Genomic DNA, 13,858 nt, shown 5'->3' with positions numbered 1-13,858 from the left:
CAAATTTTTAATCTTTCCCCTTGGGGTAGATTTCGCCTTCTATTTAATAATTACTGTAAATAATTATTCAGAAGACTATTGATTGAGTTATTTATTTCATTTATGTTAGCATTTTCTACTTTTGCATCGTTAATGCTATATTTCTTTTTAAGTTTAATAATTCTCTCTATACTTTCATTTAATCTTTGTTCTGAAATTTCCCCATTTTGAACTGCAGTTTTTAGAGAAGAGGTAATCTTCACAACATTATTATAGTCATGCCCTATCAAAATAATATCGCTCCCAGCCTTTACTGATTCTACCGCTGCACTGCCAATATCAAAATGATCTGTAATGGCCCCCATTGTCATATCGTCAGTTATGATGACTCCCGTGAAACTAAGTTGTTTTCTAAGAATATCCGTCATGACAGCTTTTGACATGGACGCTGGATTAGTTTTATCTAATTGAGGCAATAAGATATGGGCGACCATCACAACATCAGCTCCATGATCAATCGCACGTTGAAACGGAATTAACTCTAGTTTCTTAAGCTCTTCAAGGCTCTTATTTACAATTGGGAGTTCAAGATGGGAATCAACCGACGTATCTCCGTGACCAGGAAAATGCTTAACGGTAGGAATGACGTTTTGCGACTGAATCCCTTTCATTGTTTGAATCCCAAGTTCACTTACTATTTCCGAATTATTTCCAAAGGATCGATCACCGATAACGGGGTTATTGGGATTGCTGTTAATATCAAGAACAGGTGCAAAATCGAGATTTAAACCAAATTCTTTTAATTCATGACCTAAAAGTGTTCCGACTTTATAAGAAAACTCAGGATTATTCACCTTTCCAATCTGTTCATTTGGAGGGAAGTTAACAAGACCACCTGGCAATCTTGTTACTCTTCCTCCCTCTTGGTCAATGCCTAAAAGAAGCGGTAGACTCGAACTATTTCCCGTTTTCAGTTGATTCATAAGTTGAACGGTTTGTGCAGGGGCTTCTAAATTATTTTTGTAAAAAATAATTCCTCCGACATGGAATTGGCTTATTAATTTTTTTGTGTTTGTATCCATTGTTGTCCCGGAAATCCCAGTAAGAATCATCTGGCCAATTTTATCTTCTATGCTCATTTTAGAAATTACTTCTGAATTGGTTTGATTTTCTTGTTGATTTGGTGCCTTTTCAAGCTGTGTAAAGAGTGAGATATGGTCAACTTTAGGATTTGGCTCCTGTTCTGTTTTTATTGGTAAAACCCATAATAAATCAGTAGAAGTCGTTGCATGATAGACAAGTATCATTTGGTCATAAGTTGAATCTTTAAAGTATCGAATGGCATCGGGTTCTCCACCAGTTTTCTTAATTTCATTTAAAGAAATATTTTGTAGTTCTGAATCATAAGATCGTATATCATTCACAGTATTATTGGCATAGCCGATTGTAGCATGATGACTTTCGTATTCCTCATACCTGCCTTTAGCAGTTTCCGAAATATGGTCTGATTTTCCCCACTCTTGATTTACTTCCTTCCATTCTGTTTTACCGGAAACGAAGGAAATGTTCGGAACCTTACCTTCCTTAGACAAAGAAAACGTTTCCTCTACTAATTTCTCAAGACTTGAAATCTGTTCCTTCTTCGAATCCACTGTTTTTTTATCGGAAGGTTTAGTTATAATTGGGCTTTCTTTAACTGGTGTCTGTTCATTATCATTTTCTATGATCGCATAATAAACTCCAATGATTAAGGCAAATATTAAAAATAGAATCGTAAAAATAAGTAGCTTATTTCGAGAATTCCTTTGTCTTTTCAAATCCCACTCCCCTTTCTAACTCTTTTATGGTACGGTTAGGGTTTATATTTTAGCTTAAATTTATCGTAACGCCAATTAATATAAAGATCAAAAGTAAAAATTGGACTTATCAGTACAATTATTTCCTTTTTTATAAGAAAAAGGGAAATTTAAGGAAGGACAGAATTGACAACGGATAGATAGAGAGGTAATGAAAAATATTGAATTGCTAAGACCATTTATAGCCTATATTATTGCTTGCGCATCCACTTTTTGAACTCTAAATATTTCTGATAGGATCTTTCATCATTGACCTTTTTCATCCCTGAACAATCGGGTTTTGTATTCACTTCAATAAACCATATCTTCCCCTTCTTATCGATCCCCATGTCTAATCCCATAAGTAACAGCGGTAGCTGAGATCCCAGAATATAGGCAATTTGATGCGATATATCTGTTAACTGACGTAATGTATGCATAGGATTCAATTCTTGATCATTCTTTTGTAAAACTTCCTCTACTGAAAACTCCCCACTAGCGCGATTCGTTACGACTGCATTCTCTGTACTTGCGACTATGCCAGACATGATCGAAAGCTGCCAGCGATTCATCGGTTTCTGCATCACAACCCGTATGTGAAAAGGGCGCTTATCATAGGTAGCCAAATCAATACCTTCTTGTACAAGGTATGATTTAGCAGGATCAAGATGACTGACTAACTCCTTTATGGCCTTTGAGAATGAGAGTTGTTTAGAGGTATTTTCGAAGGAAAGTTCACATATTGAGTCACTGAGGAGCTTTAGTCTGTGGACACCTAACCCTTTTCTACCTTTATCTGGTTTAACATACACTACGGAATGAGATTGGAGCATTCTTTCTAGCTGATCCTCACTAAACCAATTGGTTTCAGGAACATGCCTGCAAAGAATGGGATCGTTTAACAAAGGCACAGTTTTCTTCATTTTGCTTTTGATTATTCTGTGTTCGTTCAATCTGTACGCCCCCTTTATTCTCTATATTATGAATTATTAAAATAGTGGTTTGTATGCACACAATGGAATAGCTAAATACTTGGGAGAAATTTAGCCGATATTACTATGAACCTATGAAAAAAATTTCATTTGTGTTATGGGGAATTTCTTTTAATGGGAATTCACTTATACATACTATTATTCTTTTAAGATATTCAAATAACCAAGTGCCTCATTCTTATAATCATTATAGAGCGCGACTATATTTTTGAAATGATTAAAAGCAGATTTCAGTGATTGGAACATAGGAAAACCCGAATAGCGGACTTTATTAATAGTGTCCATCATTCGGGTAAAAGTTCATAATCCTAGGAAAACTTTTTAATAAAGGATAAAGGTTAAGCTTAGCTGGGTTCCCCTATTGAGATTGTGATTTTAATTTTCTAAAGCTTTTTTCGTTATTTTACGAATTTGTAAATCTTTACTTTTTATCTCTTTATATATTCGTTGATCTCCTAATTTACGAAACATCGCATGATCGGGTGATGTATTTGCTTCAATAAACCAAATGTGTCCATTCTTATCAATAGCCATATCAAGACCCACTTTACAAAAAGAAAAGTGAGAATCATAAACCGAACATATCTTGTAACATATTTCGTTTAATTCATTTAGAGCTTTTTTATAATCAAAATTACTTTTATTAGCTGCTAATGCTTGTTCTGCGGAAATGATTATACCTCCTCTAGCATGATTAGTCACAACCATTTTAGGGGGTGAAATTTTTGCACACCAGCCCGATTTTTCCCACTTTCCATTGAATTTATGCAGGACAACTCGAAAATCAAACGGACGTTCGAGAACCGTGGCAAGATCAATGCCCTGTTGAATTAGATACCTTTTTGATGGAATTAACTTTTTTTTCAAAGCTGCTAATGCCTGGTCAATTGTCTTATATTTTTCAGCCTTATCTTGATAGTGAACTTCATACTGAGAGTCTCCTATCCGTCTTAAACGCATGACTCCTATACCTATTCTTCCTTTATTGGGTTTAATAAACAGACTAGGGTAGGTTTGTATCATTTCTTTTGCCTTTCGTTCAGTGAACCAATCCGTCATCGGAATATAATCCTTAACTTGGGGATCATTGAGTAATACTAAGGTTTTTCTCATTTTATTGTTAAATGGTCTATGAATATCCATAGATGACTCCTTTCCAGTAAAACTAGGGATTTTAATCAGTATATACTTGCTACACCTAATGGTTTTCTGTTGAATATGTCCTACCGCCTAAATATCGTGACCCCTAGATAATGAATTAATATCTTATAAACTATGAATTTAATAAATTCAGGTATAGTTAATTAACCAAGTTTGATTTCCCATTTTTTATTGAATTAAGCTGTGGGTGCGCTTCACTATTTTAGGATTTTTTTAACTATTGTCGACTTAACATGGATATGTGCATATAAACTGTTGCTTTAAATTTAGGCTATTTAGCAATCGTTCGCAAATATCGAATTTTTTCATATAACGTCTGATCGGTTAAGAGCTTGAAGTTCCCACGAATCAAGGGCTCATTGTTTACTTCGTAAATCCAAACTCGCTTATCAGTATCCAATCCTATATCCACGGCAAACTCCCAGTTACGTGGGTATAAGGGACTTACCACGTTTACAGCATTTAAAATACATTCATGTAGCTTTTCCATAGTTTGGTCTTGATCCTCTATAGAATAATTAAGAAAATCTGTAAATAACGAATCCAATAAAATAGGAGTCCCTCCCATATGGGAGGTTGTTACGATATTTCCAGGTGAGCCCAACCGTACACAAATCCCACCTACTATCCACTCTCCATTAATTCGTAGCGCATGGCATCGAAGGTCAAAATATCGATTATCTTTTGTGACACTATTTATTCCCTGCTGGATCACATATCGAGTTGGGGATTTCCAATCACGTACAGACGACCATAGTGATAGCTTGCTATCGAAAGTATATTCCAATTCCTCATTACTCTTTCGTAATAAATACAACCCCTCCTTTCGACGAATTCGAATGATACCTTTTGATTTTCTTCCTCTATCGGGTTTTAAATAGACGGTTTCATGTTTTTCTAACATTTCCTCAAAAGAGCGTTGATTAAGTACTTCTATATCTGGTAGATAGATGTTGGTTTTATCATGAGACTGGAGAATATAAGCTACCATAATCTTACTTTTTGCTTGAGACTTAGTTATAGGCATAATTTCACCCTTCAGCTACTTTATATTTATTCGTATATAACTATGTCGTGGAGGCTTATTTGGTACATTTAGCAGCCTGCTTTTTATAAAAAGATGCCCGCCTATTACTGATTTATACGATTTAACATTTATGTACTCAGAAGAACTTTTTTTCCTTAAACACATATCATGCTAAATGTAATCATATGGGAGGGCAAAAAAGTTGAGTACTTTAAAACGGCCAATTATAGGTGTCTTCGTTGATCACTCAGTCATCAAAAACCTAAATAAACAAATTGAGGAATTTAAAAGCTATCCCCGAATTTTAGAACTTGCAAAATCAAGTAGAGAAGCTCGGGTGACCCTATATTTCTTCTCAATTAATAACTTTGATTTTAAGCAGAGGTTAATCTTTGGTACTTATTTCGATAAGGATTCGAAGAAATGGAAGCAAAAGTATTACCCTCTTCCTGATGTTCTCTATAATCGCTGTGCAGGTGGAGGAGCAAGTAAACTAATTTCAGAACATATATTAGATATACTTGATGAACATCAAGTGATAAAGGTTAATTCAAAATCATACTTTGATAAATGGGAAGTATATCAAGATCTAAGTCAAATTCCCGAGGTTAACAAATACCTTCCTTATTCGGTCATGTATAAAGAGGAAGGCGATTTAAAAAATTTTTTGAATCAGAATAATGAGGCATATTTAAAAGGGGTGAGAGGAGGGCGTGGGAAATGGATTTTCCGTATCCGTAAGCAGCCAAATGATTACTTCGAATATGGCTATCATGGAAAAAAGATGGTTAACGTCGAAGGAAAAAAGTGGGATGATTTAGTCAAAAAAATCCAAAAGTTTTATGGCAAGAGAAAATTTATAATCCAGAAAGCTATTAATCTAATAACATTGCAGGATAGTAAAATTGATTTCCGTGCAGAATTACAGCGAGACCGCAAAGGGGAGCTAAAAATTATTGGAGTTTGTGCAAGAATGGGGAAAGGGAACTCACCTATTACCATTCATTCCTCAGCATATCCGATTGAATATTTTTTCAGGGAATTCCTTCACTATTCTGAGGAAAAGGTAAATGAATTAATGGGAAGAATTAATGAATTTCTTGTTACAATTTATCATGCCTTAGAAAAAGTGTATGGGTTATTTGGAGAAATTGGTATTGACTTTGGGATTGATCAAGATGGGGAGATATGGTTTATTGAACCAAATTCCAAATCAGCCAAAGTCTCCCTTATGAAAGCCTATGATAAGGAGACGTTTCATAAAGCTTTCCTCAACCCCATGTTATTTTCCAAATACCTTTATAGGAAAAAAAAGAGAAAATTTTAGAAAAAAATTCGTCAGATTCAAAGTCCGACACAGAGATTACGGCCGAGATCTCCACAGAGAGGATGGTTAATGATGGTGAAACCTAAATACATTACGAATATTAATGAAATTAAAAACTTGAGTGAAGAAGAAAAAAAAATACTCCAGACCGTTTCTGAGAAGTTTGTCTTCCGCTTAAATGAATACTACTTAAACCTTATTGACTGGTCTGATCCACAAGACCCACTTCGAAAGCTAGTAATACCGGCATCCGAGGAATTATTGGAATACGGTCGATGGGATGCATCTGATGAGGATACCAACTATGTCGTACAAGGCTGCCAGCATAAATACTCTACTACCGCTCTACTTTTGGTTTCTGAAGTCTGCGGAGCCTACTGCAGATATTGTTTTCGAAAGCGCTTGTTTCGTTCAGATGTAAAAGAAGCGGTGTTAGATGTGGCAGATGGGCTTGAATATATTAAAAAAACACCAGAGATTAATAATGTTCTTCTCACTGGCGGAGACCCTTTGATGCTAGGAACTCCAAAGTTACGCTGGATTATTGAAAATTTACGGAATATTGACCATGTGCAAATTATTAGGATTGGTTCAAAGATGCCTGTATTTAACCCTATGAGAATATATGAAGATAAAGAACTATTAGCCTTATTACGAGAACACTCTTCTGTGCATAAAAAGATATATGTAATGTCTCATATTAATCATCCACGTGAAATTACATCTGACGCACTTAAAGCGATTGAAGCTCTACATGAAGCGGGAGTAATCATTGTCAATCAGACTCCTGTTCTAAGGGGAATAAACGATGATCCAACTGTTCTCGGTAATTTGTTAGATAAACTATCTTGGGCAGGCGTGACTCCTTACTATTTTTTTGTAAATCGTCCTGTAGCCGGAAACGGTTCGTTTGTTCTACCATTGGAACAGGTATATAATATCGTGGAGGAAGCGAAGGCTAGAACCTCTGGGCTCGGCAAACGAGTCAAATTAGTAATGAGTCATACTTCTGGAAAAATTGAAATTCTGGGGATTGAGAATGGAAAGGCATACCTTAAATATCACCAATCGCGTGATGGCGATTATGGAAAGTTAATGGTCCTGGACTGTCCACCAACTGCAGCCTGGTTTGATGACTTACCAAATAACGAGCAATTTTGGGAAAAACCAACTAAAAAGACGGATAGTGTTGTCTCCGTGAATGAGTTACCTTCTATCCCCTCAAAAAAACGTCACTAATGATAAAAAATTTTTATTATTTATATTTTCTCAGAAAAAGAGAGCCTCTCCATTGGAAAGGCTCTTTACTCATTATTACATCTTATTTAAATCTTTTCTTACAAGTAGTGAACAGCACTCCACATGTGTGGAGTGTATGTGGCAACACATGGGGTGCTGGTGAAATTTCAAATATAGTATCCATTACTAAACAGCACAAATGAGATAAATTGTACTCGAATTGAAATTTAATAAAAATTTTTTATTTATAGTGGTGATTTTTAAGATAATTTCAGTTGCCCATGTCTCTTATAAAATATAAAGAACTTTTGCACTCTATAATATCACCATACGACCCGTTCTGAATGTTTTCTAACTCCATCCTGTAACCATCTCGCTGTCAATGTTTCTGCATTTAACATCTCTTCTGGTGTGCCTTCGAATATAATTTGTCCGCCTTGTTTTCCTCCTCCTGGACCCAATTCTATTACCCAGTCACTCGTCGCTATCAAGTCTAGTTTATGTTCGATTATTATTACAGAATTACCTCTGTTTACAAGATTTTGAAATACATCTAAGAGTTTTTCATTATCTTCTGAGTGCAGTCCTGAGGATGGCTCGTCTAACAGATAGATTTGGACCTCTTTTTGTAGGTGGCTTGCCAGTTTTAGACGTTGAATTTCTCCTCCGCTTAGGGAACTTGTCGTCTGCCCTAAGGTCAGATAACTTAATCCTACGTCTTTTAGCGTGTGCACTCTTTTTATGATTTTTGGCGCTTTAAAATAATTTATGGCCTCGTCTATTGTTAAATCTAAAATCTCTACTATATTTTTATCTTGATAGCGATAACTAAGCGCTTCGTCTGAGTATCTCGTACCGCCACATGCCTCACAAGGGATCGTCACTGGATCTGCAAATGCTACTTCTGGCGTTAGGACTCCTTTTCCTTTGCAGACAGGACATGCTCCTAAGGAGTTAAAGCTAAACAATCCTGCCGGTTGTCCTGTTGCTTTTGAAAATATTGCGCGAATATCATCCATTATTCCCATATAGGTAGCCATAGTTGAACGATTGGAAATTCCTATACCGCCATGTCCTACCGTAATGGATTCTGGATACTTTTTCGTGAAGGCTTCCAATATTAAGGAGCTCTTACCTGAACCAGATACTCCACAAACAGAGACTAAGACATTTTTAGGAATATTAACGCTTATATTTTTTAAGTTATTGTTACTTGCTCTCCTTATTGTAAAATAACCTTTTATTTCCCTTGGGTTTTTATTTTCTTTTAGCTGGTGCTTTAAGGCTGTTGCGGTGGGAGAGTTTTTTAGTCCTTCTAATTTTCCTTGATAGACAACTTTTCCTCCATTTACACCTGCTCCTGGTCCCATCTCAATTATTTCATCCGCAGCTTTTATTACTGATAGATCGTGTTCGATTACGATTACGGTATTATGTTGGTCTTTTATTCTTTTTAGCATCTGTATTAACATATCCACTTCTTCTGGATGGAGTCCCGCACTTGGTTCATCAAAAATATAGGTGATATTGTTTAGACTGCTTCCTAAATGACGAGCGATTTTTACCCTTTGAGCTTCACCGCCGGACAGGGTGCCCATTTTTCTTGACAGACTCAAATATCCCAGTCCCATGTCGACTAGTTGTTTTACATACGGGATTGCCTGTTGTGCTATCGATTTCCCCATAGGATCTTTTATATTCTTTAGTTCTTCTAGCATTTCTGGCAGCTCTAATTGGTCGTATTCTGCAATATTTAGGCCATTTATGTTGCACTCTAATACCTTGGGGTTTAAGCCTGAACCTTTACATGTTGGGCATAATGAATGGGTTGACACTGCTAAAACGTCATCTTGGGATACTTGTTTTAGTTTTGAGATGTCTCTATTTATATAAACACGCGTAAATCTAGGTAATAACCCATCCCACTCTGCATTATGGGGTCCATTTTTTGTGTGAAACGGCGCATAGGCTCTTTCACCTTCTCGTGGACCATATAAGAACAGGTGGAGTTCTTCTTCTGCGTAGTCCTTTAATGGTTTATCTGGATCGAATAATCCGCAGGTCATCATCCATTGACCTTGCCAGCCCGATGGAGATAATGGCTTAAATTTAACAGCATACTCTCGGAGAGATTTATCGAAATCGATAAGCTTATTTATGTCCGGCCTAATGACTTCCCCAAATCCTCCACATTCAGGACATCTGCCAAAGGAACTTTGGCTTGAAAAATCAGTGGCAGAACCTATCGGCGGATTTCCTATTCTCGAGAACAAAAGCCTGATTAATGGATCGATATCCATATAGGTGCCCACTGTTGAACGGGAGTTGCCACCTATAGGTCTTTGTTCTACCACTACAACCGGGCTTAAGTTTTGCATAAGATCGGCGTGGGGTCGCTCATACCTTGGCATTTGATTTCTGACATAAAGTGGATAGTTCAAAGTCATTTGTCTTCTACTTTCTGTTGCTAATGTATCAAAAACGACTGAGCTCTTTCCTGAACCTGAAAGACCAGTAATTACGATGATTTTTTCTTTTGGTATGTTTAGATCTACATTTTTTAAATTATTTTCTTTAAGCCCTCTTAAAATGATTTCATCTTTTATTTCTGACATTTTATCATCCTTTCTAATTTCATCTACTAAGAAGGCGCCTTCAACACTATAGACACCGGCAATCAGTCGTAGATTGCTGGCTTCTGGCTTCTTTCAGTTTACTACAAGTCTAGCCAGCCCTTACAAGGGGAATACCTTTGAATTTCTATCGCCTCTCTGGCTAAATAAGGGTATTAGGGTATTGAAAAGACCTCGAAATCGCAAAAGATTTTTTTAACGAATTCAAGGCCGCAGTAGCGAGTGATTATTTTCACTAGCAAATAGCAAATGTTTATTTTAAGGTTAATTTTTGTATCGTCATAATATAGTTTTCTTACAAAATACTATTTACCCATTTTTTCACAAGGGCGGGATTGATTTTAGATTGCTGTCCTTTACTTACTAGTAGCGAACGAGCACTCTACATAAAACCCTCAAAAACATTGATTGTTCAGTGTTTTTGAGGGTAGATATTACTATTCTCTTACCAGAAGCACGACCGCCTCGACGTGTGTGGACTGCAGACTGTAGAATTTTTACGTGGCGACTTTACATTCGCACTAAAAATATTAAAGACCTTCTTGCCTCCAATGGTATTAACATTTCTAATTAATGTTTATTTTTTTGTGGAAGAGCATTTTGAGAATTCTATTAAAAACCGTCTTCGAAGGTTTATCCTTTGTTGATAGGGTTACTAGATATATATAAATAAATTAAAAGGGAGGCGGGAGGTAATGGACCGGTTACATAATATTTTTAACAGTATTATGGAAGACTCTGACAAGATTATTAAGGAAAGTCAGGATGCAGAAAATCCATTGGCAATTCTTTTTAGGACGGTATTGCAAGAACAAAGGGATACTTGTGAGAACCTAATTGAAATTTCAAAAAGGAAGGAACAGGATTTTAAAACGTATAAAAAGGATCTCTCTATTTTATACCATGACGATTCGGTTGCCGATTCTACCTTTCGGGCCTGGGGAAGAGCGATAACATGGCAGGATGAAAACAATGCCCAACATGTTAATGATTTGGATTTACTATTCCAAGGGATTAAAAAGAGCCTCAAAGAAGGTGCCAAAGAGTTGGCAGTTCAATTTGGTCCTGAGAAAATTAAATATGTTGTACCAGAGTTATATTTGCCTAAGACACTAAGAGAAGGTGGAAAATAATGGCTTGGGAAACGGAGCGTACCGATATAAATGTATACAGTCAGGGAGATGTCGATAAATGGGTATACAGTACTTGTAATATCTGTTCTGTCGGCTGTGGATGCCACATAGCCGTTAAAGATCATAAGATTGTGGGGATAAAGGGTAATACGAAGCATCCTATAAATAGAGGTAGATTAGGCCCAAAGGGTGAAAACCAATGGCAAGCAAACAACAGTCCGGACAGGCTTTTGACCCCAATGGTCCGGGATGCGTTTGGACAGCTTGTTCCAGCCTCCTGGGACGTGGCGATGGAACTAATTGTTAAAAAGGCACGGGAAACCATAAAAAATAAGGGCAGAAATGGAATCGCCATCTATTCAACGGGACAGGGATTTCTAGAAGACTATTATACGATAGCTAAAATAGGCAGAGCGGGAATTGGAACTCATTTGTTAGATGCCAATACAAGGCTTTGTACAGCTACTACTGAATTTTGCCTGCTTCAGTCCTTCGGTGCGGATGGTGTTCCTGCCTCATTTGACGATGTTGATAAAGCAGATACACTTTTAATGTTCGGTCATAATCCTGCCGAAACGGGAACTGTTTTATTTGAAAGAATTATAGAAAGAAAAAATAGAACCGGAAAGCCGTATATTATCGTTGTAGACCCAAGGAAAACAGCTACAGCCCGTATGGCCGATATGCATCTTCAATTATATCCAGGAAGCAATGTTGCTTTATTAAATGGACTGCAGCGCCTTATCGTAGAGAATGGAAGACTGGATGAACAATTTATAAAAAACAATACTGTCGGTTTTGAAAAAATGGCAGAGGCTCTTGGAGAGTGGGATCTAGAACACACAAGCGAGGTTACTGGAATACCAGCAGCATTGATTAAGGAGGCTGCAGAAATTCTTGGTAATACTGAGACGCTTGTGACCACTACTCTCCAGGGTACGTATCAAAGTGCGGATGCCACAACAGCATGCGTTGCTATTAATAATATTCACTTAATTAGAGGGCTGATTGGCAAGCCAGGCTGTGGGCCGCTTCATATGGCCGGGCAGCCAAGTTCCTCAGCTAACCGTACAGCAGGTGGAGTAGGAAGTTATCCGGCAAATAGAAATCCAAATAATCCTGACCATATTCGTGAAATGGCCGAGCTATGGAACGTGGAAGAAAAGAACCTTCCAGTAGGTCCAGAAAAAGGGATAGAAGAACAGATTGATATGATTGAAAATGGAGAAATCAGCTTTTTTTGGAACATTGGAACAAATCCTATGGTATCTCTTCCTAATCGGGCAAGAGCTCGAAAGGCTCTGGAAGAAGTTTTTGTAGTAGTGCAGGACCCATTTTTAACAGAAACAGCAGTTGTTGCAGATGTTGTCCTTCCAGCAGCTTTATGGGGAGAAAAAGAAGGGACTATGGAAAATGCCGATAGAACTATTAATTTATTAAGAAAGGCAGTAGACCCTCCTGAGGGAGTTAAATCTGACTTTGAGATACTGCTCGATTTTGCAACCAGGATGGATTTTCGTGACAAGGATGGAAATCCATTGATCCAATATTCAACTCCAGAAGAATGTTTTGAGGAATGGAAAAAAGTATCAAAAGGAAGACCTTCTGACATGACCGGCATTACTTATGAAAAACTTGAAAAATATAATGGGTTAAGATGGCCGGTCAATGATAAAGCACCGGAAGGAACTACCCGGCTTTATTCGGATGGCCGTTTTGCGACAGAAACAAATTATACTCAATCGTTTATGAAGGACCAGTTTACTGGAAGACCGCTGTCTAAAGAAGAGTTTGAAGAATTAAATTTAAATGGGAGAGCGATGCTCCATCCAACTAGGTATCTGCCTCCTGTGGAGCAGCCAAACAAGGAATACCCTTTATGGGTTACTACTGGAAGACTGGTTTGGCATTGGCATACAAGGACCAAAACCGCACGTTCTCCATACCTTCAGGCGGCTGCTCCTAATGGGTATGCGGAAATTAATACCGCAGATGCATTGGAACTAGGGCTGATCGAGGGCGAGAAGGTGAGAATTATTTCCGCAAGAGGGGAAATCGAAGTCCCAGTAAGAATTGGTGAGTCCGTACAAAAAGGATTAATTTTTGTGCCATTTCATTTTGGAAGCTGGCATAAAAAGGAGGCTGCAAATGATTTGACTGCAGATTTTACCGATCCTTTATCGAAGCAGCCAACCTTTAAGCAGTCCGCATGTAGAATCGAGAAATTGAGAAAAACCCATATAGTAGGAGAGAAGGATACTCTCGGTACAATTGCTGAACAATTTGGTACAAGTATTGAAGCCCTTCAAAAAGTGAATAAGCTTGTATCTCCTTATGACCTTCAAATGGGAATTAAGCTGGAAATACCTCTTTCGGTAACCCATGTACCGCTGCCAGAATATCTGCCCTATAAATAAAAATAAAATGCAAGAAACATTTAGGCTTCACAAAAATAAAATACAAAAAAACCGAATAAGGGACATTTTTTAAGTGTCCGTTATTCGGGTTATAGTTTATAACAGAGAGGTTTCT

9 protein-coding genes are annotated in these 13,858 nt (G+C 37.3%); 4 read left to right on the top strand and 5 right to left on the bottom strand.

Going from position 1 to position 13,858, the window contains the following annotated elements; translation table 11 throughout:
- Nucleotides 1–50: 50 nt before the first annotated feature.
- The 4 genes from nagZ to AC4E8C_RS02330 all read right to left on the bottom strand — a co-directional run bounded on the left by nagZ (nt 51) and on the right by AC4E8C_RS02330 (nt 4,994).
- Nucleotides 51–1,796 (bottom strand): beta-N-acetylhexosaminidase, encoded by a 1,746-nt coding sequence (gene nagZ, locus AC4E8C_RS02345; protein ID WP_490209943.1) that lies wholly within the window; start codon nt 1,794–1,796, stop codon nt 51–53.
- Between the two features lie 230 nt (nt 1,797–2,026).
- Nucleotides 2,027–2,767, bottom strand: a complete 741-nt coding sequence (locus tag AC4E8C_RS02340; RefSeq protein ID WP_490209942.1) for a YheC/YheD family protein — start codon at nt 2,765–2,767, stop codon at nt 2,027–2,029.
- Nucleotides 2,768–3,181: 414 nt separating this feature from the next.
- Nucleotides 3,182–3,949: a YheC/YheD family protein gene (locus AC4E8C_RS02335; protein ID WP_490209940.1), complete on the bottom strand. Its 768-nt coding sequence runs from the start codon at nt 3,947–3,949 to the stop codon at nt 3,182–3,184.
- Between the two features lie 289 nt (nt 3,950–4,238).
- Nucleotides 4,239–4,994 carry a YheC/YheD family protein gene (locus AC4E8C_RS02330; protein ID WP_490209938.1) on the bottom strand — a complete coding sequence of 252 codons (756 nt, stop codon included), beginning with the start codon at nt 4,992–4,994 and terminating at the stop codon, nt 4,239–4,241.
- Between the two features lie 202 nt (nt 4,995–5,196).
- Here AC4E8C_RS02330 and AC4E8C_RS02325 point away from each other — a divergent pair, with 202 nt between their 5' ends.
- A complete protein-coding gene (locus AC4E8C_RS02325) occupies nt 5,197–6,321 on the top strand; it encodes a YheC/YheD family endospore coat-associated protein (RefSeq protein ID WP_490209936.1) in 1,125 nt (374 codons plus the stop codon).
- Nucleotides 6,322–6,393: 72 nt separating this feature from the next.
- A complete protein-coding gene (locus AC4E8C_RS02320) occupies nt 6,394–7,560 on the top strand; it encodes a KamA family radical SAM protein (RefSeq protein ID WP_490212443.1) in 1,167 nt (388 codons plus the stop codon).
- Nucleotides 7,561–7,883: 323 nt separating this feature from the next.
- Here the strand turns inward: AC4E8C_RS02320 and AC4E8C_RS02315 are convergent, their stop codons facing one another.
- On the bottom strand, nt 7,884–10,175 hold the full coding sequence (locus tag AC4E8C_RS02315; protein ID WP_490209935.1) for an ATP-binding cassette domain-containing protein: 2,292 nt from the start codon (nt 10,173–10,175) through the stop codon (nt 7,884–7,886).
- A gap of 713 nt (nt 10,176–10,888) precedes the next feature.
- Here AC4E8C_RS02315 and AC4E8C_RS02310 point away from each other — a divergent pair.
- Both AC4E8C_RS02310 and AC4E8C_RS02305 read left to right on the top strand, forming a co-directional pair.
- Nucleotides 10,889–11,326, top strand: coding sequence for a hypothetical protein (locus AC4E8C_RS02310; RefSeq protein WP_490209933.1), 438 nt, complete (start codon nt 10,889–10,891; stop codon nt 11,324–11,326).
- Nucleotides 11,326–13,743 carry a molybdopterin-dependent oxidoreductase gene (locus tag AC4E8C_RS02305; RefSeq protein WP_490209932.1) on the top strand — a complete coding sequence of 806 codons (2,418 nt, stop codon included), beginning with the start codon at nt 11,326–11,328 and terminating at the stop codon, nt 13,741–13,743. Before AC4E8C_RS02310 ends, AC4E8C_RS02305 begins: the two co-directional genes overlap by 1 nt.
- Nucleotides 13,744–13,858: the final 115 nt, after the last annotated feature.

Source organism: Neobacillus sp. SRL179 (genome assembly GCF_984799095.1).
This window is presented reverse-complemented; position numbering and strand designations above follow the sequence as displayed.